Origin of the sequence: Clostridium sp. MCC344 (assembly GCF_018785365.1) — a bacterium.
Taxonomy (GTDB): domain Bacteria; phylum Bacillota; class Clostridia; order Lachnospirales; family Lachnospiraceae; genus Pilosibacter.
This window is the reverse complement of sequence record NZ_WQPQ01000020.1, coordinates 36,599-63,274: the sequence shown is the minus strand read 5'-3', so window position 1 is coordinate 63,274 and position 26,676 is coordinate 36,599. Positions and strand designations below refer to the sequence as shown.

General features: G+C 37.3%; 26 protein-coding genes. 22 read left to right on the top strand and 4 right to left on the bottom strand.

Annotated elements, in window-relative coordinates:
- Positions 1-5 precede the first annotated feature (5 nt).
- The 18 genes from GPK90_RS04740 to GPK90_RS04655 all read left to right on the top strand — a co-directional run bounded on the left by GPK90_RS04740 (position 6) and on the right by GPK90_RS04655 (position 17,713).
- Entirely contained in the window at positions 6-1,577 is a 1,572-nt protein-coding gene (locus tag GPK90_RS04740; protein ID WP_215702302.1) for a hypothetical protein, read from the top strand.
- A 238-nt stretch (positions 1,578-1,815) separates the two neighbouring features.
- Positions 1,816-3,450, top strand: a complete 1,635-nt coding sequence (locus GPK90_RS04735; RefSeq protein ID WP_215702301.1) for a hypothetical protein — start codon at positions 1,816-1,818, stop codon at positions 3,448-3,450.
- A gap of 80 nt (positions 3,451-3,530) precedes the next feature.
- Positions 3,531-4,004: a hypothetical protein gene (locus GPK90_RS04730; RefSeq protein WP_215702300.1), complete on the top strand. Its 474-nt coding sequence runs from the start codon at positions 3,531-3,533 to the stop codon at positions 4,002-4,004.
- Between the two features lie 26 nt (positions 4,005-4,030).
- Complete coding sequence (locus GPK90_RS04725; RefSeq protein ID WP_215702299.1) at positions 4,031-5,086, top strand: hypothetical protein; 1,056 nt, start codon at positions 4,031-4,033, stop codon at positions 5,084-5,086.
- A gap of 71 nt (positions 5,087-5,157) precedes the next feature.
- Positions 5,158-5,700 (top strand): hypothetical protein, encoded by a 543-nt coding sequence (locus GPK90_RS04720; protein WP_215702298.1) that lies wholly within the window; start codon positions 5,158-5,160, stop codon positions 5,698-5,700.
- A 15-nt stretch (positions 5,701-5,715) separates the two neighbouring features.
- Complete coding sequence (locus tag GPK90_RS04715; protein ID WP_215702297.1) at positions 5,716-6,171, top strand: hypothetical protein; 456 nt, start codon at positions 5,716-5,718, stop codon at positions 6,169-6,171.
- A gap of 2 nt (positions 6,172-6,173) precedes the next feature.
- Complete coding sequence (locus GPK90_RS04710; protein WP_215702296.1) at positions 6,174-6,545, top strand: hypothetical protein; 372 nt, start codon at positions 6,174-6,176, stop codon at positions 6,543-6,545.
- Positions 6,523-7,773, top strand: coding sequence for a hypothetical protein (locus GPK90_RS04705; RefSeq protein WP_215702295.1), 1,251 nt, complete (start codon positions 6,523-6,525; stop codon positions 7,771-7,773). The genes GPK90_RS04710 and GPK90_RS04705 overlap by 23 nt, the downstream gene beginning before the upstream one ends.
- 10 nt (positions 7,774-7,783) lie before the next feature.
- Positions 7,784-8,422, top strand: coding sequence for a hypothetical protein (locus tag GPK90_RS04700; protein ID WP_215702294.1), 639 nt, complete (start codon positions 7,784-7,786; stop codon positions 8,420-8,422).
- 4 nt (positions 8,423-8,426) lie between these two features.
- A complete protein-coding gene (locus GPK90_RS04695) occupies positions 8,427-9,254 on the top strand; it encodes a hypothetical protein (RefSeq protein WP_215702293.1) in 828 nt (275 codons plus the stop codon).
- A 68-nt stretch (positions 9,255-9,322) separates the two neighbouring features.
- Positions 9,323-10,114 carry a hypothetical protein gene (locus tag GPK90_RS04690; protein WP_215702292.1) on the top strand — a complete coding sequence of 264 codons (792 nt, stop codon included), beginning with the start codon at positions 9,323-9,325 and terminating at the stop codon, positions 10,112-10,114.
- A gap of 58 nt (positions 10,115-10,172) precedes the next feature.
- Positions 10,173-10,547, top strand: coding sequence for a hypothetical protein (locus tag GPK90_RS04685; RefSeq protein ID WP_215702291.1), 375 nt, complete (start codon positions 10,173-10,175; stop codon positions 10,545-10,547).
- 323 nt (positions 10,548-10,870) lie between these two features.
- Entirely contained in the window at positions 10,871-11,167 is a 297-nt protein-coding gene (locus tag GPK90_RS04680; protein ID WP_215702290.1) for a phage holin family protein, read from the top strand.
- Entirely contained in the window at positions 11,168-11,620 is a 453-nt protein-coding gene (locus GPK90_RS04675; RefSeq protein WP_215702289.1) for a DUF1064 domain-containing protein, read from the top strand. It begins immediately after the preceding gene.
- Positions 11,620-12,234: a hypothetical protein gene (locus tag GPK90_RS04670; protein ID WP_215702288.1), complete on the top strand. Its 615-nt coding sequence runs from the start codon at positions 11,620-11,622 to the stop codon at positions 12,232-12,234. The genes GPK90_RS04675 and GPK90_RS04670 overlap by 1 nt, the downstream gene beginning before the upstream one ends.
- 10 nt (positions 12,235-12,244) lie before the next feature.
- A complete protein-coding gene (locus GPK90_RS04665; RefSeq protein WP_215702287.1) occupies positions 12,245-12,424 on the top strand; it encodes a hypothetical protein in 180 nt (59 codons plus the stop codon).
- A 461-nt stretch (positions 12,425-12,885) separates the two neighbouring features.
- Positions 12,886-13,491: a hypothetical protein gene (locus GPK90_RS04660; RefSeq protein WP_215702286.1), complete on the top strand. Its 606-nt coding sequence runs from the start codon at positions 12,886-12,888 to the stop codon at positions 13,489-13,491.
- A 10-nt stretch (positions 13,492-13,501) separates the two neighbouring features.
- The gene (locus GPK90_RS04655) at positions 13,502-17,713 is read left to right on the top strand and encodes a phage tail tape measure protein (protein WP_215702285.1); all 4,212 of its coding nucleotides are present in this window, start codon (positions 13,502-13,504) and stop codon (positions 17,711-17,713) included.
- Between the two features lie 554 nt (positions 17,714-18,267).
- On the opposite strand, the gene GPK90_RS04650 is transcribed toward GPK90_RS04655, so the two are convergent.
- On the bottom strand, positions 18,268-18,438 hold the full coding sequence (locus GPK90_RS04650; protein WP_215702284.1) for a hypothetical protein: 171 nt from the start codon (positions 18,436-18,438) through the stop codon (positions 18,268-18,270).
- A gap of 357 nt (positions 18,439-18,795) precedes the next feature.
- Here GPK90_RS04650 and GPK90_RS04645 point away from each other — a divergent pair, with 357 nt between their 5' ends.
- The 3 genes from GPK90_RS04645 (at position 18,796) to GPK90_RS04635 (ending at position 19,947) form a co-directional block, all read left to right on the top strand.
- The gene (locus GPK90_RS04645) at positions 18,796-19,041 is read left to right on the top strand and encodes a flagellar export protein FliJ (RefSeq protein ID WP_215702283.1); all 246 of its coding nucleotides are present in this window, start codon (positions 18,796-18,798) and stop codon (positions 19,039-19,041) included.
- A gap of 116 nt (positions 19,042-19,157) precedes the next feature.
- Positions 19,158-19,358 (top strand): hypothetical protein, encoded by a 201-nt coding sequence (locus GPK90_RS04640; RefSeq protein WP_215702282.1) that lies wholly within the window; start codon positions 19,158-19,160, stop codon positions 19,356-19,358.
- A 310-nt stretch (positions 19,359-19,668) separates the two neighbouring features.
- A complete protein-coding gene (locus tag GPK90_RS04635; RefSeq protein ID WP_215702281.1) occupies positions 19,669-19,947 on the top strand; it encodes a hypothetical protein in 279 nt (92 codons plus the stop codon).
- Here the strand turns inward: GPK90_RS04635 and GPK90_RS04630 are convergent.
- The 3 genes from GPK90_RS04630 to GPK90_RS04620 form a co-directional block, all read right to left on the bottom strand.
- The gene (locus GPK90_RS04630) at positions 19,931-20,233 is read right to left on the bottom strand and encodes a hypothetical protein (protein WP_215702280.1); all 303 of its coding nucleotides are present in this window, start codon (positions 20,231-20,233) and stop codon (positions 19,931-19,933) included. The genes GPK90_RS04635 and GPK90_RS04630 overlap by 17 nt on opposite strands.
- A 77-nt stretch (positions 20,234-20,310) precedes the next feature.
- Positions 20,311-20,637 carry a hypothetical protein gene (locus GPK90_RS04625; protein WP_215702279.1) on the bottom strand — a complete coding sequence of 109 codons (327 nt, stop codon included), beginning with the start codon at positions 20,635-20,637 and terminating at the stop codon, positions 20,311-20,313.
- 23 nt (positions 20,638-20,660) lie between these two features.
- Positions 20,661-21,011: a hypothetical protein gene (locus GPK90_RS04620; RefSeq protein WP_215702278.1), complete on the bottom strand. Its 351-nt coding sequence runs from the start codon at positions 21,009-21,011 to the stop codon at positions 20,661-20,663.
- A gap of 97 nt (positions 21,012-21,108) precedes the next feature.
- On the opposite strand from GPK90_RS04620, the gene GPK90_RS04615 reads away from it, so the two are divergent.
- Positions 21,109-26,502 carry a hypothetical protein gene (locus GPK90_RS04615; protein ID WP_215702277.1) on the top strand — a complete coding sequence of 1,798 codons (5,394 nt, stop codon included), beginning with the start codon at positions 21,109-21,111 and terminating at the stop codon, positions 26,500-26,502.
- The last annotated feature ends 174 nt before the right edge of the window (positions 26,503-26,676 follow it).

Sequence of the window (26,676 nt, the reverse complement as noted above, 5' to 3'; positions counted from 1 at the left end):
CATTAATGCCCAGAACAAAAAAGACAACGGCAGGTGCTAATGCACCTACTACTACAAAAAATACTTCTCCTTCTACCACCGAAAAAAAACAGCCAACAGCGAATCAAATACGCGAGTGGTACGAGAAAAATAAAACAAAATTAGAACGCTACGAAGACGCCACGAGCGCAATTACGAATCTTCGTGACATTCAAAAATCCACGCGATATACTACCATCAATAACTATTCAAAGGAAGATGTAAAGAGTTATATTCAAAGCATTTCTTCTAATGAAAAGAATTTACGTAGCTTATCTCGTTATCTATATTATAGATCAGAAATCTATTATCGTCTTTGTAAATATTATGCAAATCAGATTGATCTTTCCATTCGGAATGTAATCCCCAAATTTGATATTACGGAAGATAACGATGTTGATTCGACATTAAAAAATTATCAGGAAACACTCGATGTTCTTGAGACTTTGAGTCTTAATTATGAATTCAGAAAAGCCGCATCCATTTCATTGCGCGAAGATGTATTTTATGGTTGCTGTTATTATACGGAAGGCGAAGGGATGTTTATCCTCCCACTGGATCCTGATTATATGAAAATCGCCGGATGGTATGCAAAAGGCGATTACGCCCCAGCTATGGACATGTCTTATTTCAGAAGTAGACAGGAACTTTTGGAATATTGGGGCGAGCCATTTCAAAGCATGTATAACACAAGCCAAAGTACCGGTGAAAAATATCAAGTATTCCCAGAAGAGTATGGTGTATGTATTAAATTCAGATCTGAGGATTGGGAAACAGTTGTTCCGGTTCTTACACCAATTTTTCTATCTGTTATCGATCTTTTAGACATGGCAGATTATCAGGCTGTACAAGAGGCTGCATCTATTTACAAAATGATTTGGCTTGAAATGAAAACCCTTGGAAACGATGTGGACGACTGGGCCGTAAACCCAGAAATTATGATTAAGTATTTTAATCGTATGCTGGACGATGCTCTACCCCCATACATTTCAGCAGCCATTGTTCCTGGCCAACTGCATGAGATTAGTTTCCCAGACGATTCCAGTTCCGATGTTACAAAGATTGAAAAGGCAACCAAGGAAATTTTAAACACCGCCGGGGGAGCACAGATTCTTAACCTCAATTCAGCTTCCAACTCTACGGCATTCACATACGGTGTTCTTGCAGACTCTACATTCTCCATTTCAACATTAATTCCACAGATTCAGGCAATTGTAAATAGATTACTATCCAGTTGGATTAGTGATTCATGCATGGTTAAATTTTTTGACGTGTCGATTTATCAGAAAGACGATTTTAGAAAGGCTATTTTGGAATCTTGTCAAAATGGACTTCCAAACAAAATTTTATATAACACACTAAATGGAGTTTCCGAAAAAGAAACATTGGCAATGAACTTCCTCGAAGAAGATTGTTTACAGCTCAGTTCCAAGCTCAAAGCTTTATCTACCTCTTATACCCAATCTGGAAATAATGATAATGGAAAACCTGAGAAGAACCAGTCTGAATTATCTGATGAAGGGCTAAAAACCAGAGACCAGGATAAAAACAATAAATAACAGGAGGTACGTATGAATTATAACTTCCTAAAAACTTCAGATCAGGAGACTATCACTATTCTCTTATCTCAAGGATATAAATTACTTCAAAAAGATGGAGACGTAGCAACATTTCTAAATGACCATACGCTCCGTTTTGATGATAAAAATTATAAGGTACAGTATTCCAATATACTGACATTTTAGTCGTCCTCCTGGGCGGCTTTTATTATGCAAAGGAAGGAGGAAACGACAAAAAATGAATCGAAAAATAATGACGATTGATGAATTATATTCATCTTGCTTAAAAGAAAATTTTGTAAAATTCGATAGTAATGATTCTGGGAAAGAATTATTGGTTCAAATGCTGGGCAGTTTTTCAAAATCAGATGATGATCAAGATAAACTCACAGAGGGTATGACACCCTTTGTAAGTAAAGCGTTTCATGACCATGTGAACCTGAACAAGTCTCAAATCAAAACAAAAGCATTTAAGGATAATGTTCCATCATCTCATCTTCGTCCAATTTTAGCAAATATAAAAAAAGATGAAGAAACAGGAGAACTTGATTTTGGTTCTCATGATTTTCATATTGAAAAAGTCACTGAAACAGATGAAAACGGCAATATAGTCGAAAAAGATAAAGTAGTTTATGATGAGCGTCCTATTGGGGTTATTGATGGTTCAAAGACCACAATCGAATACGATAAGGAAGCAAAAGTAAACCGCGCAGTATTACATGGTTTTTTATACAACGAATACTGTCAGGATGCTATTGATATTCTAAATAGACGCGGAACGGTCGATTGTTCTGTGGAACTTGCTATTCGATCAATGAGTTTTGACACATCTTCAAAAACACTTGTATTAGACGATTTTTATGTATCAGGTCTGACACTTCTTTCAGCTAATACAAAACCAGGCATGGCTGGTTCGAACTTCAAAATTGAAGATTTTAGTGTTGATGAAGGTTGTGCAAAATTTGACAAAGATGAAAAAATCATTGAATTACTGGAAAACATGAATAAACTACTTACTAATTTCAGTGATGATAAAAACAATCAGAAAGGAGGAACTACAGGAAAAATGTTTGAAGAACTTTTAAAGAAATATAATAAAACAGTTAAAGATATTACTTTCGAATATGAAAACTTATCTGATGAAGAATTAGAAGCAAAATTTGCGGAAATATTTGAAAACGACAATACTGGAACTGACAATGGTGATGAACCATCTGGCGAAGGGGATAACGGTGACAATTCTGATCCAGAAGGAAATTCTAACGGTGAAGGACAGACATTTGAAAAAATGACTCGTACATATGAGATTTCCCATGAAGATATAAAGTATGCACTTTATCAGCTTTTATCCAGCTACGAGAGCGTTGATGGAGATTGGTATTTTATCAACTCTGTTTTCGACGATTACTTTACTTATGAAAATTGGAACGGAGATAAAATCTTCGGTCAGAAATACACCAAAGACGGCGATAATGTAGCTTTTGATGGTGAAAGATATAATCTTCATAGAGAGCTTTTAACTGATTCAGAATTCGCAGAATTACAGTCCATGCGTTCCAATTATGCTGCTCTTAAGGAATTCAAAGAAACTGCCGAAAAGAATGAACTTCGCAATCAACGCGAAGCAATTCTTTCAGACGAGAAGTATTCCGTATTAGCCGATAATTACGCATTTTCAGAACTAAAGAATAATATGGATAACTACTCTCTTACTGATCTTGAAAAAGAGGCAAAAGTTATTTTTGCTGATTATGTGGCATCTGTCGGAGAATTTTCTGCAAAGGAAAATAAAGCAAGCGGTATTAAGATGTTTGGAAATCCAAATAGCGGAAAGAGAAAAACAGGTCGTTATGGCGATCTTTTCACAAAGTAAAAATAAAAAAAATTATTTCAATGTGCAAACACTCACAGAGAGTGTTTTTTTATTGCACAAAAAAATAGGAGGTAAATTAAATGGCGATTAAGTTAAATATTGAAAAATTCCCAGTTGCTTATCCGAGTAAAGTAGTTGCTCGTGAAGGCGGCGCACATATGTACTCACTTCAGCACACAGATGATGCATGGAACGGCGCAGTTGTAGCAAAGGGTGATTATGTAAGCCTTGATCTTTATAAGGCAAAAGATGCGGTAAAGGTAAATGCAAAGATTGTTGATGTTGCGGCAAACGGAAACTTTTATGTAGAAATTCAGGAAGATATTCCTGCGACAGAAGCACTTATCGTTTACAACCCACCGGTTATTGAAGAGGAATATTCTAATGCATTTAAGGTAGAGTCTAACTTCTATATTCCAAAGGAAATGGAAGAAAGAGCATACCCGCTTCGTGAAGGTGATATTTGGGAGCTTTCTAAAGAAGCGTTTACTGGCACACCGGCAGTTGGTTCTACGATTACAACTATCACAGAAAAGAAATGGGTTATCGCCTAATTTTACGAAAGGAGTAAATACATACTATGGAAAGCACAGTAAGAAATTTAATGTTTGATTTAGCTACCGGTCGTAAAATTTTCGACGATAGCGTAAATAGAGAAATTGGCAAAGATGAAGCTAATGACAAATTAAGAAGTATTATGTTTGAAAAGCTCGGTTTAAATGAGTATTCTACTGAAAAACAGATCAATAAAGCTTTAAAAACTGAAAGAGCCACAGAATTCTTCGATGTTATCGAGGAAGTAATTGAGAAGGAAATTGAGTACGGCTGGAAGGATAACGAGTTCTTCAACGATTTTGTTGAAACAAGAAATCTTGCAGACGGCGATAGAACTGACTTCTGGACAGATGAGGATATTATCCTTAATGTCGCTAAAGTTAGCGGAGATCATCATGATTATACCGCTCAGCGCCTTGCTTCTGGTTCCAGCTATACGGTTCCAACAAGTAGATATGCTGTAAAGGTTGGTAGCGATATCCGTCTTTTCTTAACTGGCAGAAAGAACTGGTCTGATTTTATCGATGCGGTTGCAAAAGCATATAGAAAGAAAATTCAGGATGAGCTTTATGCTGAATTTATGAATGCTGCAGCTAAGCTTCCGGTAACAACTGGTTTTACTGGAACTGGCGCCCTTTCCAAAGACAAGAAAGATGACTTTGATAACATTATCTCTAATGTCGCAATGGCTAACGATGTAAGTTCTGTTGTTATTATGGGTACAAAAGCAGCACTCAAGAAGCTTAATGCTCTTTGTGAAGTTGACTGGGCTTCCGACGCTCAGAAACAGCAGATTAATGAAACTGGTATCCTTGGTACATATGAAGGAACAACTCTGTTAGAAATCCCGCAGAGATTCAAGGACAATAAGCTCGCTGAGAAGCTTGTAGACTCCAATGTTCTGCTCATTTTCCCGGTAATTGATTACAAACCAGTTAAGTTTATCGATGGCGGAGAGACAACTCTTGAACGTTCTCAGGCTGGTGACAACATGGATGATCAGCAGACATGGGAGGCTCAGAGACGTATGGGTGTTGCAACAATCATTACCCGTCAATTCGGTCAGTGGAAATTTGCTTAATCTATATTATATTGAGGAGAAGTGCTTCGGCATGTTCTCCTCTTTTTTGAATGGAAGAAAAGGAGTCTGTAATGGCATATACAAAAAAAAATGTTAAACCGGCAGATACAGTAATTGAAGTATCCGAGTCGGTCGAAACAAAACCAGAAAAGAAAAAATTTGATAAAGAAGAGACGATTACTTGTAAATCAATCACAGATGGTCTCTTACTCGTAACCGGTGACAAATCAGGAATTCTTTATAGATGGCCAGATTATGGCGCTACCGAAGAGGTTGAATACCAAGACCTTGTTTATATGGTTAGAGCAAAAAATCCAGCGGTTTTTAAGCCGAGATTTGTTATTGAAAACGAGGATTTTATTGCGGAGTATCCGGAACTCAATAAACTGTACGATACTCTTTATTCTGTTGATGATCTCAAGGATGTTTTAAAACTCCCAGTATCTCAGATGAGAAAAATGATCACAGAACAGCTTCCAGTTGGCGCCGTTGACGCTATTAAGGGTTTGGCTGCATCCATGATTATGGACGGTAGTCTTGATTCTACAGCAAAAATTAAGGCACTCGATGAGATCTTTGGTACTCATCTTCTGCTAACATTAGCACAGGGTTAATAAAGGAGGTGCTTTATGACACTCTCCTATGAAAAAATATTCTCTGCCGCTCGTGGGCTTTATACTGATCCAAAAGAGTTATCTTTGTCCACTGATGATTTAACTGAGATTTATACAGAGCGCCTCAATCGAGTTGTGGGTGATGCTCGTGTTGAAAATACGTTTTTGACGCTTGAAATGGATGATGAAGTTCAGAGAATGGAATTTGCTTTAAATCATCCTGTAAGTGACGGATCAGATATGCGTTTTGTTGTAAGATTACTCTCTCTTGGTATGGAGATTGAATGGTTACAGCCACAGGTTGATTCCATCTTATATTCAGCTCCATTTATTGGGTCTGCTCAGGAAAAGAAAATTTTAGACGGGCATTCTAATATGATTAATCGTCTGGATAGTCTTAAACTACAGTTTAACAAAATGATTCGAGATCATGGATATGTCCATAATTCCTATCTTAAGCAGGAGGGCTGATTATGGATTATCTATATGGTAAGTTTGCAGACCATCAGATTGATGTTGCTGTGTCTATTATGCATGGAGAAATCCATAAATTGCTACTTTACAAGGATAAAAATACCGAAGATACCATCTTTGAAGATAATGAAGATTTTTTTAAATATTTTAAAAATCTGCTTGTACGGTATGGCGCTTTAAATACCCTTATGGGCGAACCGGAACAGATGGTAGCCTTTATGTCTACGCTTGAGGCCGCCTATGAGGAAGTTTTAAAGCCTAAAAACGAATACAGGTTTCGGAGATTTAGAAAACTGATTCTTGATGCACATGGTTATCTTAAAATGATGTTCGAGGAGGTGGACAAAAATGCCGAGTCTATCAACTTCTAAACGAGCATCTTCCATAATCACAAATGGTGCTAAAACGCTGGGGCAAATTCATAAAGAAAATGCGGACTGGGCGATGGAATACACATGGGATACAGACCCACAGAGTAAAGTTTGTTATATTTATGATTATTTTCACGATGATCAGCCACGTCTCAAAGATCATATGACATATCGAAACACAACAAAGACTCGCATCGATGCAAAGTTTATTGTAAAGTCACATCAGTCAATTGATAAGGATCAAGTTGAATATTACCTGCAATTTAAGCCGTCGCAGCCGGTTGAATTTGATCAGAATGATGAACTATATTATTTCGAGACAGAGTATCGGCAGCGCTATGGAGTTGAATTCCCGATAGGCTGTTACGTGGATATTCCTGATGATAAAATGGTATATCGGAAGTGGTTGATTTGTTCTTCTGAGCCAGCTAACCAATTTCCAAAATATTTGATTCTTCCATGTAATTATAATTTAATGTGGGTAGAAAAGAATAAGGATCAGAGAATTAAAAGAAATATGTGGGCGGTTTTACGTCAGCAGAATTCGTATAATTCTGGTCTCTGGAGAGACTATTATTTTCAGACTCAGCAGAATCAGCAAAAATGCTGGTTGCCACTCAATCCAATTTCCGAAAAAATTTGGTACACGACTGATGATAACAAGAATATGCGAGTGCTTCTTGGTGCTCTAACCGAACATCCTGTGGCATGGGTTATTTCCAAATGCGAAAACGCTGCTCCTATTGGAATTCAAAAGCTTACGTTGTATCAGGATACATTTGATCAAACAAGAGATCTGATTGAAAAAGATTCTAAAGGGAATGTCATTGGAATGTATGCTGATTGGTATGATTCTTCTATTGAACCAATTGAGCAACCAAGAATTGATATTCCGACACAAGAAATATATGCAAAAATTTCTGCAAGTACAGCAAAACTGAAAGTCGGAAGTCCATCTTACAAAATGCTTACAGTAAATATTTTTGACAAATCCAATTTGAATATTTCAAAAAATTATTCTACTGCTGTATTTAAATGGACATGTTGTGTTGATGATGAGGATATGACTGATAAAGTAACATGGTTGAAAAATACATCGGACTACAATCAGATAAAGGTTAAGTTCCCAGCAGAAAAAACCTATCTTACTAAGATATTTACAGTAAAGTGTACAATAACTATGGACACAGAGATTGTTAGCTCCATGGCTGATTTCGAACTTTATTAGGAGGCGAGTTATGACTGAACTCATTACAAAGAAAGATCTTCTTAAAAAGCTTGGAGTATATTCGCTCACCCCCGACGATGAAGGAATTCAGTATAAGGCAAAAATCAAAAAAACATTTATGGGGTGTCCTGAGTTATTATACGCATTAAATAATAAAAAGTTTGAGTCCGAATTATTCACGGATAATGGCGATATAAATTGGGACCCACAGACTCATGAACCACATGGCGAATGGGAATTATATTTTGGCGACAATTCTAATATTCGACCATTTTTGTATTTTCCAGAAACTCAGGATTTGGTTATGAACTATCTTTGCTATCAAGTTAATTTTGATGAACTTGCGAGATATAATGATAGGTTAAAGTATACACAAATCACTTTTACAATTTTCGTGAACGGCAAGAATGCAATTGATAAAGAAACAGATATTCCACGTCATGATTTAATTGCTTCTATCATTCGAGAACGATTCAATTGGTCTAATATTTTTGGGATGCAAACACATATCATTTCTTCTAAGGAATCTCTTACTGATAATAATTTTATTACTAAAACCCTCGTCTTCCAGCTTGTTGATACAAATGGTCTGGTTAATACTCCGCATGGAGGAAAGCCGTCTATGAATAACTATCAGTTAAGAAGGTGATTCAATGAATTCTTCCGAAACATTAGATAAACTTCAAGCGGCAGTTATTCAGGAACAAGTTTCAAAAAATTCCTCAAAAGAAGACAAATATCATTTTGACGAGCTAAAGCTATTCTTCGGCGAGGATTATTTTGTCCACGGCATCAAAATATGTCAGCCAACAATCGGTGACATTATTGATATTGGTGAATCCAGGATCTATTCCGCACTTTCTCCCTTTACGAATAATTCTACATCCATTCGACTTTCTCTCTGGAATATGGGTATAAAAAACTGGTGCAGAGTAAAAGACATTGAAGTCTTTGGACTGCTGTCCAATATACCCACTACTGATTTTTCTCCATTAAAAATTGTTTTCCCTGATACGAATATAACAGAATATAAGTTAATTTCATACGCAGGGAACGATGGCGAGAAAACCTTTGGACTTTTTAATAAAAGGACTAAGGATCTGATCGCAGAGGACGAATATATGGAAATTGCAGAGTACATACGAACGTTCATGAATATGCATCCAAAAGTGGAAAAGGCGAAAGGGAAGACGGTTAGGGCTTGGATGATTCAAGAGGATCAGATGAAACTTGCCGCAGAAGATCTCAACAAACAATATAAATCCAGTTTGCTGCCGGTGATTTCAGCGATGATAAATCATCCTGGCTTCAAATATAGATTAAACGAATTAAGGCAAGTAAAAATATATCAGTTCTATGATGCGGTGAAACGTGTCCAAATTTATGAACAAACTCGTGCTTTATTGTCTGGAAGTTATTCCGGATTCTGCGACACGAGCAAGATCGACAAAGAGCTGTTTAACTTCATGAGAAGTGAATAGAAAACGAAAACTTAGAGCGGCGTAATGCCGTTCTTTTTATTTTAATAAACCAATAAGGAGGACTTAAAATGGCATTTAAGTTAGGTGACGTTATCGTCGATAGACTACAGTTTGGCTATGGTGCTACATCCAAAGGTAAGCCACTTTACGCTTTAACACAGCTTTCAGAAGCATCCATTGAGATTACGGCTGATTCTACAGATATCACAGACAAAGATGGTAATCTCGTATATAGAAAGTATTCTGGTAAGCAGGGTACGGTTACTGCAACAAACGCATTCTTAAACCTTGCAGTACTTGAGGCAATTTCCGCAACTGATGCTGAGATTGCAACAGCAGAAAAAGGTATTGTTATGCCAATTTTCACAACTGTCGAAGCTGGAAAAACACTCGACATTGAGGACTATGTAGAAGGATCCGTTGTTGTAAATGCACTTTCAGTAAAGGGATCTATGGGCAAGGAGTATACTCTTGGCACAAGTGAATCCGCAAGTGAATTTAAGGTTGACAAGGAGTCTCATACTCTTACTCCTCCGACAGACACAGAGGAAGTTCAGTATATCGTTAGATATAACAAGACTGTAAAGAGTGGTGCAAAGATTACTATTTCCGGCAATAAGTATCCGAAGGCACACGAGTTATTCTTCAAGGCAATTGTTGTTGACAAGTGTGATACAGAAAACTACAAGGCTGCAGTTATTCATATTCCGTCCTTCATGCCAAGTCCAGAAGTTACTATTGCCCTTCAGGGTGGTGACTCTCAGACAATGGATTACACAGGTGCGATCCTCACAGATACATGCTCTGTTAATCAGACTATGGTTGAAATCTATTACATCGACGAAGAGGAAGACGTTTAATAGAACGATTTTGGCCGTGGGATGAGAAATTGTCCCACGGTTATTTTAGGAGGTCCAATTGAAAGATTATAGAACCTGTGCAGTATGTAGAAAGCAGTATTCTTTTTGTCCGAAATGTGGAAAAGATAAGGATAAGCCATTATGGTTGTTCACTTTTTGCTCTGAAGAGTGTAAAAACATTTATGAAACAATGTCCTTATATGAGAATAATGAGATTTCTGCGAATGATGCGAAAGATAAACTTGATAAATTAAAGCTTGATGATAAATCCTTAGTAGGCAGCTACAGAGAAACATTCAAGAAAATTAAATCATCTCTTGAAAAAGAAGAGATGAAAAAAGAGAATAATGTTGAGTCCGACAATTTATCGGATTCTAAGAAAATTAAAGCTTTTAGAGTTTCCAAAAAGGAACTTAACGATGTTGAACAGTGATTTTTTAATTCCAAATATTTAGGGAATATAACATTACTGTTTGATGTTGTATTCCCTATTTTTTACGACGGAAAGGATTGAGTGGATTATTGATTGAAACTAATTTAAAATCTCGAAATTATGATTATCACGAGGTTGTAAGAATAGTTAATCCAAAACAATATTTGTTATATATAAAGAACGGTGTATTCCCAATCGACTTGTATACAAGTGTTGACGGAGAAACAGGCAATATTATTTTGGCAATGATTTTTCTAAAAGCTGATACCATTGAAGTTTATAAAAAGTGGTGTAGTTATGATTTGAAATAGAGGTAAATTATTATGGATTTTTTACAGAATTATATGATGCCGGTAGTTGTTGGCATTTGTTTATGTGTGGGTTTTGTTTTAAAGAAATGGGTAAAGGACGTAGATAATAAGTATATTCCAACTATTTGTGCTTTACTTGGCGTTATCATCGCAGCCTGGATCCAGGGATGGACGCTTACTCCGGAGGTTGTGCTGTCTGGTCTCATTTCTGGTTTGGCAAGTACAGGTCTTCATCAGGTATTTAAACAGTATCTCGAAAAAGATTCTACTACAGCGATTACTGAAGATAAGATGGAAAAGAGTGAGTAAGTGCAGAAACGTTCTAAATACCATGTAGATATTTCCGAAAAAGGAAAGGAAAAACGTACATACAAGGGTATTCTTTACGATAGTTTAACTGAGATGCAGTTTGTCAAGGAATTTATTGAACCACGTCTCGAAAGTGGAGAAATAAAATCATATGAACGTCAGGTAGAATATGTTTTGCAGGATAAATTTAAATATAACGATAAAACAATTCTACCAATTAAGTATCGATCAGACTTTAATGTAGTCTGGGCAGACGATACTTTACAGGTCTTCGACGTGAAGGGAAATCCTGACCAAATGAGTTTGTTGAAGCGAAAACTGGTATGGGCAAAATATCCTGAAATCAATCTTACATTTATTTGCCGTAATCTTAAATATGGCGGTTGGATTGAATACGATACGCTAAAAAAACTTCGTAAAGAAGATAAAAAGAAAAAGGAGAAAAAGGATTAATGGAAAAAATTGGAATTAAAGCGTTTGTAGAAAGATACGAAAACTGCGCAACAGAAAAAATAAAGCACGATTGTTTAAAGGATTATCTTGAAGTCAAAAAATATATTCCTTTTAATTTAAAAGTAGCACTGGCGGAAAGACTTGTAAACGTTACATGCTTTGAAACTATCGAGAAGAAAGATCTTGATGGAAAATTGATTAAAAAGAAAACCGGTAGAATTAAAAACAATTCTGTTGGAAGAACACTTCTCTTCTATCGCATTGTTGTGGAACAGTATACGAATCTAACTGTAGAGACCACAGGATTTTATGAGGAATATGATATGCTCAGATCTTCTGGGATTCTCGAATATATTCTCGCGTTAATTCCAGAAGATGAACGTGCGGAATTTTCTCATATCGTTGATATGAAAGTATCTGATACACTCTCCTATTATGATTCCCCACAGAAATTTGTAAGTGATCAGGTAGAACGTTTCGGAACTCTCATCGGAGTAACACTGAATCCATTTCTTGAAAAACTGGCAGATCAACTTGGAGAGCTTGATGAGGAACATATTGATAAGCTTGCAAAAATCGTGGCTGCCGGTGCGAAACTGAAAATTTTAAAATAGGTGAAGAAATATGGACAAAAGAATTTTTATCGAAGAGCTTATTTCAACAATTGAATCAGAATTTGAAAAAGCGAATTCCACGCATTATTACTGTGAGGATGGGACTGATATTCATACAGATGTCGGCTATGCTTATTCATGGTTCGAAGAATACAAAGAAGTTTTAAGGAAGAAATATTGTAATAAATAAAATTCGAGTTTCAACGGAAAATAAAATGGGTGTCGTACCTGGTTTAGCACGAACACCCATTTTATATCTTTCATAATTCTTCCCTCTTGTGCCATTAGTCCTTAAAAAAGGAACAATGGATTTTTAAAAAGCCAATCTTTACTTCTAAGTCTTTCATACAGTGGTGTCGTACATAAAGACAAATCGGAAGACCGACCATTAGTAATATAATGACGATAAAGACGAACGTCGCCATTTATATACTCCTTTCTGGCGCAAGAGCCATAGACCTTCGATGGCGTGTCATGTGCATGACATTACCATATTCACTCCCGTGATCCCCACGGGTCCAAGTGCATAGGGCGGAAGTCTGAACAATATTATTATACACTTAAAATGTCGAAATTTGCAACCTCTCATGCGGTCAAATGTATGAGGGGTATTTTTATGAAGAAATGATGACTATTATAAGGGGTGATTTTATGTCAAGCAGTCAAAATAAATTCTATCAATCATATATGAGTAAGTTGCAAGAAAAAGCAAAAGAGGCTGTAAAAGAAGCTCAAAAAAAATCCTTCTCAGAGTATTTTACTGTTGCTGAAAAAAAAATAAAAAATATTTATAAGGAAACAATTGATGACTTTTATAGTAGTTATCCTAATCCATTTTATCAACGACGTGGTAGTTTGTACAACCTAATTAAAACAAAGAAAACTGATGACTATTTGAGTATTTGGTTTGAACCATCATTGATCTCTTACAGAAATGGGTATGCGGGTGAAGATGGTCTATATGATCAAATATTCAGGCAAGGTTGGCATGGTGGTGCAGATGTTAAACATAGAGGGAGAATGTTAGTTCCTTGGTCATATCCGACTTTAGAATATAATGGTAAAACATCACCTTGGGAGCCTGAAATATGGAACAGTAAAAGTATTTTATCAGGTTGGGAACTGGCAGAAAGAGCACCGATATCACCGCTTCAAGATTTTAATAATAGATTAGATCGATATCAAAGTGACGAGTATCAAAAAGATTATGAAGCTATATGGAACAAAAACAAGTCAAATATAAAGATAGATATATAGGAGATATATAATGGCTGACGAAAGGAAATTAAAAGCACCTACAGTTGAGCAACAAGTAGTTGTTAATATTAGTGGTGAAGAAAAATTAAAGGCATTTTCAGATACTCTTGATAAAATTTCCAATAATAAAAATCTTCAGAAATATTGGAAAACCCAACAGGAATTAATTAACGCAACATCTGAGGCATACGGTAATTTTCAAAAAAAAGCATCTCAGGATAATGCTTCAGAATTAATCAAGATTGTAAATGCATTAAAAGCAGTATCTGGAACTGACTTATCAAATGTATTACCTAACTTTGATAAAATTTCAAAAGGATTAACGGATGCTCAAAAAATAGTTGGAAGCATCGATAGTGCGTTTTCTGTAAAGAGTTTTAAAGAGGCATTTGATTCGTTTGAAGCTTTAGAAGCATACGGCACAGATGTTACCAAAGTATTGCAGCGCCTTGGCACTTCTGCAGATGTAGATGCGTTAAGAAATCAAATCGATGATCTATCAGAAAGCCTCGAAAATGCAGGAAAAAAAATTGAAAGATTACGAGACAGAAATTCAAGTCTTTCGGATGAATTATATGAAGTAAAATCCGGCTCAAGAGTAACGGAGCTTGAAGAGCAATTAGAAGAATTGCGTAGTCTAAAAGATAGGACCGTTGAAGAATTCAAACAGTCATTAGGATATTTTGGCTTTGATGAGCATCAATTTGACCTTGACCCTTATATCACAAATATTGAAGAGGGTGTTTATTCTGCAAAAGGAGCATTGGCTGATTTTAAATCAGATTATAAATATTTGTTCGAAGATGCTTTCAACAATAAACAGAATATCGGTACTGACCAGTTCGACAAGCTTGAATCCAGTTTAACCGAAGTGTTAAAAGTGGTTCAAGAAACATCAGCAGGAATTAAGGAACTACAAAATCAAATTGATATGTTTTCTGCTCCAGGAATCGAAGATGATTTCAAAGGTTCTGACGAGTCATTAAAACAAATTATAAATCTTTTTGGACAAATCAATAACAGTCTCTCTTCTCTTCGTTCTATTATTTCTGATGTTGGTGATGGAGAAGAATTCTCACCGCTTCTGAAGACAATCAAAGAAATTACTACCGCCGTTGACACTCTTAGTAAGTCAGTTTCTAACATTGGACTTAATGTAAATATTGAGAGCGGCGGTATGGATCAGAAACTCCTCTCCTCTCTCGATGCAAAAAAACAGTCTTTATTAAGTGCATATAAAACACAGTTCGATGCAATGCGGGCGTTTAAACCGTCTGGTGCGACTGTTGCAATGGCAAATCCGGAAAATCGTAGTCGAATCGCCGCACTTAACAAGCAAATTAACAACTTTGATGGTGGTGCAAGTACAGACAACATAGACCAAAGAATAACTGCCTATAAAGAAATCATTAAACTGATGAAGGAAGTATCCCAGCTTTCTTATGGAGAAGATATTTATTCCGATATGGATTCTTCTTTCAAAAATGCAGTTAGTTCTGCAACAGGTCAGGTCACAAGAGTTCAGAATGAATTAAAGAAAGCAAATACAGATGGAGCCGGTTTAGAGAATCTTTTTGGGTCTCAGGATCTTAGTAAGGTTGTCGAGCAACTTGGTCGTATTGCAGATCAGTTCGAGAACATTGCAAAGGCAGCCAGCGAATTTAAGGCGAAGTTTGCTGATGGCATAAAGGTTGAATCTTCTGTACAAGAGGTCGAGACTCTTACGAAAAAGGTAAAGGAACTCGAAGAAGAAATCAGTAAATTAAAAGCTGGTTCTGAAACGAATATTTCAACGCCAAAGAATACCACTTCTGACACTGCAGGAGCCTCTGCAAAGGATTCTAAAGTTTCTATTGAAGGAGAAGCGGACAAGCTAAAAGAAACCGCCCAAAATGCTACTGAAGCCGCAAACGCGAAGCTGAAATTCGTTGATGCAAACAAAAAGGTAAAGGATAGCGCAAAAGATTCTGCTGATGCGGTTCAGGGTGAATCAGATTCTTTTAAGAATGTTAATACCGATCCTTATTCTACTTATGTTCAGAACGTTTATAAGGCGTGGCAGCAAGCGGATAAAATCAATGATGCCTTATCAGAAACACAGCAGAAATTTCAAAGCATAGAAAATACATTTGGAAAGTCTGCTACCGGCGGAAGTCGGTTCGAAGAATTATTCCCTGGCGTGACCGATGCAGTTAAAGAGCTTGACAATAAACTTCAACAAAGCAAGATATCTGTTGCAAGTTATAAATCCCAAATAAAAGACTTACTCGAAACAAAGCCAAATAATTTGGTAAATAGTAATCAGCTTTATTCAGAAGCAAATCAAATCAATACTGCTTTAAACAATGTTGAAAAAACCATCAATGGATTAACAGTTCCATCTAATTTTCAAAATGATTTTGTCAATGTTAAAACAGAAGTTGAGCAGTTAAATGAAAAATTAAAAGAGGGTAAAATCTCTGTTTCTGAATATAACACTGCTATTGATAATTCTCTTGGATCACTTTCAGATTCAATTCAGAATCAGCTTATGTCCCAGAGTCAATTGCTCTCTTCTGTTCGGTCTGCAATTAACTCTGCAAATAAAAATGTAGAGAAACAAGAATTAAAACCGTCAGAGGTTAATCGAAGTGATACCTTTGGTAAACAGATTGCGGAATATAAAAATGCAATTTCTGAATTGTCGGCTGCCTATGATTCAATAAAAGGGAAAGATTTTATTTCTGATGAAGAGGCTGCGAAAATTTCTCAATTGCAAAACAAAGTAGAAGCTCTTGGTTCGGCATTTAAAAGCTTAGATTCTTCACAAAAGGGTTCTACTGAAATTTCTCGTTCCAAGCTTTATGATAAAATCGGAGAATATCTCCAGAAGAACACTCGTATTAGTGCAGAATTTCGTTCTCAATTAATAGCGCTTCAAGAAGAATTGAAATTTAAAGGTGCAGATGCCAATGTGAATAAAATTGCCACTGCATTTTTTAATTTAAAAGGTAATATTAAAGACGCCGGTCAAGAAGGCCGCCGCCTACTTGATATAATTAATGATAAAGCTTTTTATGGATTCGCGGCTCAAATCGCCGGAATGTTCAGTGTTCAAGACGGTTTAAGATTAGCTCAAAATGCAATTAATACAGTTGTTGAACTCGACACTGCTTTGGTAGATCTTAAAAAGACCACATCTATGACATCTACGGAGTTGAATAAGTTCTATTATGACGCAAATGATGTCGCTAAACAAATGGGCGTAACAACTCAAGAGATTATAGAACAAGCAAGCGCATGGTCAAGATTAGGTTACTCATCCAAAGAAGCCAGCACGGAGATGGCAAGGCTGAGTTCCAAATTTGCCGCAATTTCTCCTGGTATGGATACCACGGAAGCACAAGAAGGTCTCGTTTCTATTATGAAAGCTTTCGATGTGGAAACGAGTGAAGTTGAGTCAAAAATAATTAATAAAATCAATGTTCTTGGTAACAAATTTGCCGAAAATAACCAAGATGTTGTTGAGGGATTAAAACGTTCATCTGCGGCTATGGCTGCGATGAATCAGAGTTTTGAAGATACGGCAGCTCTGTTTACAGGTGGTATGGAAATTCTCCAAGACGCAGAATCCATGGGTACTGCCCTTCGTACACTATCTATGCGTATGAGAGGGTACTCAGAAGAAACTGGCGAACTTGATAACGAACTTGTTAATTTAAAGGGTGATGTTCTTGATCTCACAAAAACTGCAAATAACGCACAGGGTATTTCCATTTTTACTGATGCTACTCAGCAGCATTACAAATCAATGGTTCAGTATCTTGGAGAGATCGCAGATGAATGGGATCAAATTTCAGAAGTTAATCAAACAGCATTACTTCAAAAGTTATTCGGAAAGAATAGAGCACAGGCCGGTGCTGCAATTTTAGGAAACTTTGATCAAGTTAGAAAAGCCATTCAAGAAATGGAAGATAGTGCAGGTTCGGCAGATCGAGAAATGGAAGCTATCGAGTCTTCTCTCGAATTTAAGATTAACCGACTGAAGGAAACGTGGGTCGGCACGGCGCAACAGATTGCTGATCGCGGAGACATCGGAAAGGGCATAGATGCCTTATATGAGGTTTCTGAAGCTATTGGCTTTATCATTGATAAAGTTGGAATTTTAAATATCGGAATTGTCGGCCTAACAGCGGCACTTGGTAGAGGTAGATCACAAGAACGATTTTGCCCTATATGGTAGTGATACCATATGGCAACGCCAAGTAAAATAATGATTAAGGGTGTCAAATTGCGGGAAATATTTATAACAACATCATTGCAAAAGCTCGTACTATAATGGTACGATGTGATCGAGTTGAAAAACGGGAAAAGTATGATGTTTGGTCATATGCCAACCAATAATGCTAAGTGACCTGTTTGTCATGGGTTGTGATAAACGCAATTAAATAAAATCCGCAGCCAAGCTATAGATAGTGTGGAAAACTATCTTCCTACTCTTCTATTTTAGAAGAAAGGGTGAAGGTTCAACGACCAGAAGGCACGATATCTCTATGAGATATGGAAGTATGGTCTGGTTTCTACCGAAAGGTAGTTTATGCTCGCTGGTATTCAGACCAGCTCGGAAGTAGCATAAAATGTAATTGAATGTGATATGCTTAGTTAAGGCATATAAAAATATATTATTATTCGTCCCAATTTACGATGCAATGGCACAAAAGAAAAAGGAGACCACCTGCTTGTATCAGGCAGTCTCCAATTTAGGAGATCATAAATGGCATATTAAATACATTGAAATTATTCCTCTTTATGCTTTGACTTTTTGAAGAATTTTCCAACAAGGTTCAATTTTCCTGCAAGCAGGTCAACGTCAAGTCTAAAAGACTCTACACCGGATGAGAAAATTCCATGGACTATGTAGAAGCAAAGTGCTAATAGTCCTAAAATAATAATCGTTGAATTCTCCATTTTTCACCTCCCTTTCTGCACGTAGTACATAGAAGGGGATTATTATACGGAGAACCCGTAGATGTGTTTCTAACACAAAGATTTGTCCTTTCTTTTGTATTTATGCCTTTCTTTTCGCGCAATGCGCTCCCACAGGCGCTTTTGCCAAGCATATCATCGTGGAACACAAATCGCAATGTGGTCATACGGTTATGGTATGCTTGCTGTCATTGTATCATAAATTGGGATGAATTACTACAAAATGGATTATTTTTCGATCTTCATTTTCCGTAGATTTTTAAATCTTCTCTTGACAAAACATTCTCAGTAATATACAGTGATTATATAAAATCTATTATTTGGAAAGGATGATATATTATGCCAAGAGGAAGAAAGAAAAAAGAAGATATTACATTAGAACAGCAGCTTGAAAATATTGCTACTGAAATTGCAAATAAAGAAGCTGAATTAAAAGAATTAAAGGCAAAACAGAAAGAATTAAAGAAGCAGCTTGAAGCTCAGAAGGTAAACGAATTACTCGCAATTGTCGAAGAAAAAGGAATGTCTATTCAGGAAGCAATCGATCTTTTTGCGGATAAAAAAGAAGAAAACAACGAACAGTAATTAAAAGGAGTCGGCAACGGCTCCTTTTTACTATGTCTGCCACTCATATCTTTCCAGTAATCTCCTAATGAATATTATAAAAATAATGGTATGATATTCTTCGAGGAGGTGAAAAATTGGATAAGACAAATGATAGTTTCTTTAAAATTATTTGTGAAGAAGTTACTCCATTCGAGAAAGTAATCCACGAAGATCGAAACTTCGGGACTTTCGAGGAAGTGAATGCTTTTGTCGCAAATAAGTTACATAAATATCCAAATGCAAAATGGGAACTTTATGTAATCGAGAAAGTCAATTTTGTTGTCTTAAAGAAATGACAACGGCTGCCCTTATGGGCGGTCGTTTTTGTATTATATGAATATATTCAGAGAATATTATTTTAGAAGAATGGCATAAATGGGTCTAATAAGGGAACGTGTAACAAGTAGGCTTATATAAGACCTAAAGTTGGATATAAAGTGTATGCGATTGAGACCGACTTTTATGCTGTTCAACGATAAAGCTCTGGCAGAGTTTCATGAGCAATTAGATGCCTGGAAACATAGTCAATCCAAAATGCTTATCTTAAACAAAACTCCCGAACTCAATGCTGAAATTAGTATCGAGTAAAAACAAGAAGGTGATTAAATGTACAAAAACTATAATCTCGATCATTGGATTTCTACATATGATTTTAACTACTATGTTTCAGAATTCCATCCATTATTTTTAAAGATATTTGAAACCATTGAAAAAAGTGGAATTGATATTGAAGACGATGAATATCTTAAAGACTTTTTTCAGTATTGTTATCATGTCGTTAAAAACCCACAAAGCCTGATCCGTACACCATGGAATAGCTTTAAAGAATTTGTAGAGGAAACTAAAAAGCTTCCTCTACATGATGATACTAATGATTCTGAATAAATTCCATTCCAAGAGGTGTGATCTCACCTATTGAACTTGCAGCACATTTAATGGTGGATCCGGAATACTTAAACTCAATCTGTGCCAATCCCATATTTTTGCATTGAATAAGATTGTATGCGACCTCTTCGAGAGAGTATTTTTCTTTACTGAGAGAGTCTAAAAGTTCTGTGACGCCAGGTGTTCTTATGTCGATGTCATGATAACCATACTTCTCGACTTTAACAGATGTGTTTTCATTGATATATACCAGAATATCCTTTATGCAATTGTCGTTCTTTACCATACTCTTACCCTCCTGTGTATTTTGTATAAATACATCATACCACTCGTACTGTTTCTTGTGCAGTCTGAACATTTGTTCTAAAACATACTCTGCACAAACACCTTGTAAAACTTGTCATCAAGACAGATCAGAGACTTCTCACCGTTTTTCCATTCTACTGCGATCAGATACTCAGAAGTCTTTTTGCCACCAATTCCGGCAACAGCACCAACACCGCCAAGCAAAGCCACACCTAATGCTCCCTTCCAGAACGAATACTGACTTTTGTTGTTTTCGTTGATGAGGGTGTAAGAAGTTACATAAGGTTTTTGCAACGAATATACGTCTGTAAGCAAATATGATTTATATTGTGAAATATTACTGCCTTTTCCTGAACCTTCAAGAATCACGTTTACACTTTTCATATTAATCGCCTCATAATATTGGTTTAAAATTTTATGAGCATTGATTTTATAAGTGTTTCGTAGTTATCCTTATCGATGCAGATTACAGAATCATAACCGTTTTTCCAGTTTATTACGATTAGGTACGTCGTTTTTTTCTTTCCGTCAATACCTGCAACCGCACCAAAACCACCTAAAAAAGCTACTCCCAACGCTCCTTTTAAAAAAGAATACTCTTTTTTATCTTCTTCCGTTAATACCGTATACGATTTTACCGTTTTGGTATAGATCGTATCCATATCTAATCCACTTTTGCTATGAATACTCAAAAAATTTCCTCTTTTGATTTTGCATCCGTTATATAATCCTTGAACAACCGTATTTATTTCTGACATATTCGTCCTCGCTTTCATTTTTATATACAGTTATTATAACAAATATTCATTTCACATTCAATTACATAAACAGAAAATCTCGACTGTAATAAAAGATTTGAACGATGTCGAAGATGCGCTTAAGAATTTAACTGCAATAGGTCTTGATTCTTCACTTGTATCGGCAAAGCAATTAAAAGTTCTGGGAACCATGATCCCAAGTGGTGATACATCTTTTGTTGAAGAGTATATTGCAAAAATTCAAGAAATACGCGATGCTCAAAATCTTACTGGTATAGCTGACGATTTATTCAACTCTGAACAACTTATAGGTTATACGAACGCTCTTAAGAATCTTACTCCTGTACAGCAAGCTGCAATCCTCTCAACCCAAGGATTATCAAATGCTCAAATACAACAAGTTCTTTCAGCTAAAAAGGCAGAAGACGGTTCAGTAGCTCTTACAGCACAAGCCCAATACGAGGCTATGGCAGATGCTGGGCTTCTTACTTCTAAAAAAGCTCTTACGGCGGCGCAGATGGAACAGGTGGTTCAGACGGCTCTCGGAACAGATGCCGATGTCGCTGCTATCGCTACGAAGCTTGGTCTTAAGACTACCATTGATGCAGAAGGTAACACGATCTACAAGGTAACTGCCGCGAAGATTGCAGATGCTATTGCATCCGGAACTCTTACCAAAGAGGAAGGTCTTTTACTTGCGAGCGCGGCGGGTGTTAATACACAGCTGATTTTACAAGCTAAAAGCGTTCTCCCGGCACTTATCAAAAAGTTAGGGCTTACCGCTACTGCTATTTCTACTGTCGTTAAAGAAACCGCGAAATGGCTCATAATGACTCCTGCAGGTTGGGCAACTCTCGCAGTTGGTGCTCTTGCGGGCGTAGCATTTGGTTTTAAGAAATACCAGGAAGCTGTCGAGGAAGCTCGAAAAGAGACTGAACTTGCAGCTGATCAGCACAAGGAAACTGCTGATAACCTCAACAATGCAGAGGAGAAATATAAAGAGTACGGTCAAGCTCTTAAAGATGCTGGCGATGACGAAGAAAAGATCTATGCGGCTAAGAAAAATCTTCTCGACTTACAAAATGATCTGAACGAAAAGTACGGCGATGCTTACGGCAAGATAAATCTTGTGACAGAGGCCTATGATGAACAGGCAACCGCAATCAGAAATCTCAATAAAGCAGCCGCAAATGAATTTCTGAACGATAAAGACAATCGTAAGTCTATTAACCGCGCCGAGAAAAAGATGACCGAGAAGAAGACTTATACTCTCACACCATATGATTTGAGTTATGGTTCTGAGTATAATGCCGAACTTCGTAAGATTGCAGAGAAATACAAAGATCAGGGAATGCAAATTTCCGATAATTCTTTTGATGACACATTCAACATCAAGCTTGTAGATGTAGACCCGACTCAGGCATACCAAACAATCCAGCAGTTTGAGACTGATGTTCGTGCAAAAGCAAAAGAGCTTGGAAACGAACATCTTTTTGATAATGTATTAAATATTTCCGGTGACGCATCGGATAAGGCAAAGGATATCATCGACAAATGGAAGTCTATTCGTGAAGAAGGTCAGATGGCTAATATAGCCGAAGATGATACTCTTACAAAGCAAATGGACGAGGCTTCTGACGCAGTTGAAAAATACAATAACGCCTTGTTAAAGAGCAAGAACCCTTACGAGGATGAAAACGTTAAAGCGGCTTATGATGATATTCAGAAGATTAAGGCAAGTCTTCAAGATGATAATGGCAATTGGATTGAAAACTGGCAGAAATATGGAAACATTATTGCCGACGTTTTCGATAAGGCTGACACAAAAGTATATGATTTCGCACAACAGTTAAAATCTGATAATGGTCTGAAAGAATATACTGATCAACTCAAGGGCATGTCCGATGTTGATGTAAAGGCGCTTCTTGATTCTGATGATAAGAGCATTGCGAGTCTGAAACAATCTGCGAATGAAGCAGGTATTGGTATTGAACAGTTAATCTCGGTTCTCAAACTGCTTGGGGTTATTGAAGAAACAGCCTCCACACAAGCAGACGAGGTTACAAAGCCATTCACAAAATCTGAGATGATCTCTGAAATCAATGGGCTTTCTGAGGGATTTGAAGAACTCGATAAGATTATGTCCTCCATCATTGATAAGGATAAGGCCTTCGACTTCTCTCTGCTTGACGATAAGAAGTTTAAAGAAAATTTCCAAGATTATACAACAGAGTATAATAATTTCATCAACACAGTTACTAAGAATCCGAAAGATATTAAGGCTTGCCAGAGTGCGTTCGACGATCTCGCAACAGCCTATATTTACAACTCTAATGTAATGAAAGGTCTGAGCGAGGACACGGCTGATGTCGCGGCTCAGTATCTGAAACTCATGGGAGTTTCCAACTCTGCTGAGGTCATCGCGGCGGGACTTGCGAAAGAACATGTTGATGCGGCATTAGCATCAAAAGATCTTAGTAATGCAACATACGAAGAAATTGAAGCTCTTGCGAATGAAACAGAAGCGACCGATGCGGGTCAAAGGGCGTTTAAGATCTATGCAGCACAGAAACTGTTAGCTCAGGACGGATTCGATGTTTCCGGTGATATTACTGCTCTCGCTAATATCGTAAATTCATTGGGAATTGCTACTACTGCATGGGTAACTTACTATCGTGCAAAACGAGAATTGGATGCAATTAATGCCTCCAGTACGGGGAATTATTATACAGATAGAAATGGCAATTATCTTACTGAGAAAAATGGTAAATATTATCTCGATAGCGGTGCGGAATATAGTGGTCAAAAGATAAACCATATCATTGATGATGGATATAAGAAACGTTTACAGAATCAAGCAGCTCGCGATAATAAAAAGCTATTTGATGATCTTACAGAACAGGCTAAAGTAACCGTTAAGGAAACCGGTGGAAATAAGACTGCGAACACCGGTGCGTCAAACGCTAAGAGTTCTAAGGATTCCGAAAAAGCCCCAACCACCTTCGATTGGATGGAACGCAAGCTCACGATCCTTGATAAACAGACTTCCACCCTTCAAGACAAGATCGACAACCTTGTAGGTTATAAAGCGAAGAACCAAGTAACCGATACGGTTCTTGATCTGTTAGGTGATAAGCTCACAACTCTTGAGAAGATGTCTGCCCGTTACCAAGAACAACTTAATTCTATCGACCTGCCGGAAGAATGGATTGAGAAGATTCAGAGCGGCGCATATGACATAGACTCTCTTGATTCCGACAAGGATAAGGCTCTCATCAAGAAGATCCAGGACTACCAGACATGGTACGATAAGATTCAGGACTGTAAAGATAAGATAGACGAAACTACAAAATCCATCAAGGAAATGAATCTTTCCAAGCTGGATAACATCATCGATCAGTTCGACCAGACTAAAGATATCCTTTCTCAGATTATCGACACAGAGAAAGATCTACTTGACCTGCGTGAACAACAGGGTGAAAAAATCAGCGCCAACGATTATATTTCTCTGGCGAATAAACAATATGAAGCTACCAAGCAAAATATTGAAGAGTATAACCGTCTCTCTGCAGAGATGTCCAAACTGAATCTGGAACATGGTTCTGAGGAATGGAAGAAGTATAACGATCAGCTCCAAGATCTGAAGAATAACATGATTGCCGCCGCTGATGCAGTTGAATCTTATAAGGATGCGATGACAGAACTTGTCTACAAAGATCTGGATGATTATAAGAGTAAACTGGATTCTCTGAATGGTACAATAAGCACGATGAGTGGTTTAATCGGTGACACGAACCTTGTGGATGATAATGGTGAACTTACTGATCGTGGACTCGCACAGTTAGCATTATACGCACAGCAGCTATCCAATGCAAAGCACGAAGCGGCTGAGTATGATAATGCGATTGATTCTCTGAATGATGCGCTCCGCACAGGACTTATCACACAGGATGAGTACAACTCCATGCTCTATGAGTACAAGTCTGCACAGGAGTCTGCCGTTTCTTCTGTGAAGGATGCAAGAGATTCTATTTTGGCACTTGTGAAGGATGGAATCCAAGCAGAAATTGATGCGAAGAAGGAACTGATTGATCAGACCAAGGCAGAGCTTGAAGCTGAAGAAGATCTTCATGATTACCAGGAATCCATCGCAGACAAGCAGAGTAATATCGCTAAACTTCAGCGACAAATTGCAGCATTGTCTGGTTCTACTGACCGTAAGGACATTGCACAGAAGTTGCAGCTTCAGCAGGATCTTTATGATGCCCAGAAGGATTTGTATAAGACTCAGCGTGATCATGAACTTGATGAACGCAAGAAAGCTTTGGACGACGAGTATAACACTTTCGAAGAGTCCAAGCAAAAAGAGATGGAAGAACTGGAAACCGATCTGGATAAGCAGGAAGCTGCTATCAGCAAATATCTGGATAAGGTTAAAAACGACCACTCTACTGCTTATGATGTTCTGAAGCAGTACGGAGAGAATTATAATCTGACGGCAACTGATGATTTAACAGAACCGTGGGAGTCTGCAAGTTCAGCAGCCGATACTTGCTCTGATGCGATTGGAAACGTGACTGCGAACATTCAATATCAGATCAACAGTCTTGATTTTAGTTCGCTTTATGAACTTATCAACCTGTTAAATACGATTAAGGGACTTGGCTATGGTGACAGTGATGCTACTAATTCCCAATGGGAAGATATTTCCGGAACTGGCACATGGCACAAGAGTACCGCGAGTGGACGTTGGTGGTATGGAGCTGATGAAGATAACTATGCTTCTGATGGAATCTATACGATTGATGGTAAGCAGTACGGCTTCAACGGCAAGGGACAGATGGTAACCGGTTGGAGAAATGATATTGGCGATGATGGTACATGGAAGTATTTCGAGCCGAGCAACGGTCAGATGGTTCGTTCCGAATGGAGGAAATCCAAAGATGGAACATGGTATTATCTCGATCATAACGGTAAGATGGCTACTGATATGGCTGTTAAAGCAAAGGACGGTAACGGTTACTATTATGTAGACAATGATGGTAAATGGGATGGTACTACTCTTTCCAGTGAAGATGTAAATCGTCTTAAGTACAAGATTGGCTACAAGAATGGCACGAATAATGCGACCCGTGGATATCATCCGGTATTCGAAGATGGTTCAGAAATCATCACACTAAAAGATGGTACAGTTCTGTATCCATTTGAAGGCGGTGAAACTGTTCTGGATCATGCGAAGACGGAGAAGTTTATGAACTCGCTTAGAACTACGATGCCGAGGTTCACGGACGGATTTAAGAACTCTACATTGGATAATGTCAAGGTGAAAGATGTTGTTCAGACAATTAACATTGATATGCCGATTGGCGGAGTGCTTGATGAAGCGGCAGCAAAAGTTCTGAGTAAGGAATTACCAGGATATCTGGAAAAGAACGGCAAAGTAATTTGCAATATGGTTGCGAAAGACATGACAAAATCTACACGTTGGTAAATAATTAAGGGCGGTTTCGCGCCGCCCTTATGAGCTAAAGGAATTGTGCTGTGGCATTTTGCACAAAAAAGACGAGCCTAATTTACAGGTTCGTCTTTTCTTATATTGGGGAAAATGACTTGTTACGCCATTATTATAATTTTTGCATAAAAAAATTGTAAAGGCGAAATAAGT

What these genes read in the sequence shown, in the direction of transcription:
- GPK90_RS04720 (WP_215702298.1), top strand. Translation starts at nt 5,158, where the DNA reads ATGGCATATACAAAAAAAAATGTTAAACCGGCAGATACAGTAATTGAA.
- GPK90_RS04625 (WP_215702279.1), bottom strand. Translation starts at nt 20,637, where the DNA reads ATGAAAAGTGTAAACGTGATTCTTGAAGGTTCAGGAAAAGGCAGTAAT.
- GPK90_RS04655 (WP_215702285.1), top strand. Translation starts at nt 13,502, where the DNA reads ATGGCTGACGAAAGGAAATTAAAAGCACCTACAGTTGAGCAACAAGTA.
- GPK90_RS04730 (WP_215702300.1), top strand. Translation starts at nt 3,531, where the DNA reads ATGGCGATTAAGTTAAATATTGAAAAATTCCCAGTTGCTTATCCGAGT.
- GPK90_RS04680 (WP_215702290.1), top strand. Translation starts at nt 10,871, where the DNA reads ATGGATTTTTTACAGAATTATATGATGCCGGTAGTTGTTGGCATTTGT.
- GPK90_RS04665 (WP_215702287.1), top strand. Translation starts at nt 12,245, where the DNA reads ATGGACAAAAGAATTTTTATCGAAGAGCTTATTTCAACAATTGAATCA.
- GPK90_RS04735 (WP_215702301.1), top strand. Translation starts at nt 1,816, where the DNA reads ATGAATCGAAAAATAATGACGATTGATGAATTATATTCATCTTGCTTA.
- GPK90_RS04645 (WP_215702283.1), top strand. Translation starts at nt 18,796, where the DNA reads ATGCCAAGAGGAAGAAAGAAAAAAGAAGATATTACATTAGAACAGCAG.
- GPK90_RS04670 (WP_215702288.1), top strand. Translation starts at nt 11,620, where the DNA reads ATGGAAAAAATTGGAATTAAAGCGTTTGTAGAAAGATACGAAAACTGC.
- GPK90_RS04740 (WP_215702302.1), top strand. Translation starts at nt 6, where the DNA reads ATGCCCAGAACAAAAAAGACAACGGCAGGTGCTAATGCACCTACTACT.
- GPK90_RS04630 (WP_215702280.1), bottom strand. Translation starts at nt 20,233, where the DNA reads ATGGTAAAGAACGACAATTGCATAAAGGATATTCTGGTATATATCAAT.
- GPK90_RS04695 (WP_215702293.1), top strand. Translation starts at nt 8,427, where the DNA reads ATGAATTCTTCCGAAACATTAGATAAACTTCAAGCGGCAGTTATTCAG.
- GPK90_RS04725 (WP_215702299.1), top strand. Translation starts at nt 4,031, where the DNA reads ATGGAAAGCACAGTAAGAAATTTAATGTTTGATTTAGCTACCGGTCGT.
- GPK90_RS04690 (WP_215702292.1), top strand. Translation starts at nt 9,323, where the DNA reads ATGGCATTTAAGTTAGGTGACGTTATCGTCGATAGACTACAGTTTGGC.
- GPK90_RS04700 (WP_215702294.1), top strand. Translation starts at nt 7,784, where the DNA reads ATGACTGAACTCATTACAAAGAAAGATCTTCTTAAAAAGCTTGGAGTA.
- GPK90_RS04650 (WP_215702284.1), bottom strand. Translation starts at nt 18,438, where the DNA reads ATGGAGAATTCAACGATTATTATTTTAGGACTATTAGCACTTTGCTTC.
- GPK90_RS04635 (WP_215702281.1), top strand. Translation starts at nt 19,669, where the DNA reads ATGTACAAAAACTATAATCTCGATCATTGGATTTCTACATATGATTTT.
- GPK90_RS04705 (WP_215702295.1), top strand. Translation starts at nt 6,523, where the DNA reads ATGCCGAGTCTATCAACTTCTAAACGAGCATCTTCCATAATCACAAAT.
- GPK90_RS04715 (WP_215702297.1), top strand. Translation starts at nt 5,716, where the DNA reads ATGACACTCTCCTATGAAAAAATATTCTCTGCCGCTCGTGGGCTTTAT.
- GPK90_RS04620 (WP_215702278.1), bottom strand. Translation starts at nt 21,011, where the DNA reads ATGTCAGAAATAAATACGGTTGTTCAAGGATTATATAACGGATGCAAA.
- GPK90_RS04710 (WP_215702296.1), top strand. Translation starts at nt 6,174, where the DNA reads ATGGATTATCTATATGGTAAGTTTGCAGACCATCAGATTGATGTTGCT.
- GPK90_RS04660 (WP_215702286.1), top strand. Translation starts at nt 12,886, where the DNA reads ATGTCAAGCAGTCAAAATAAATTCTATCAATCATATATGAGTAAGTTG.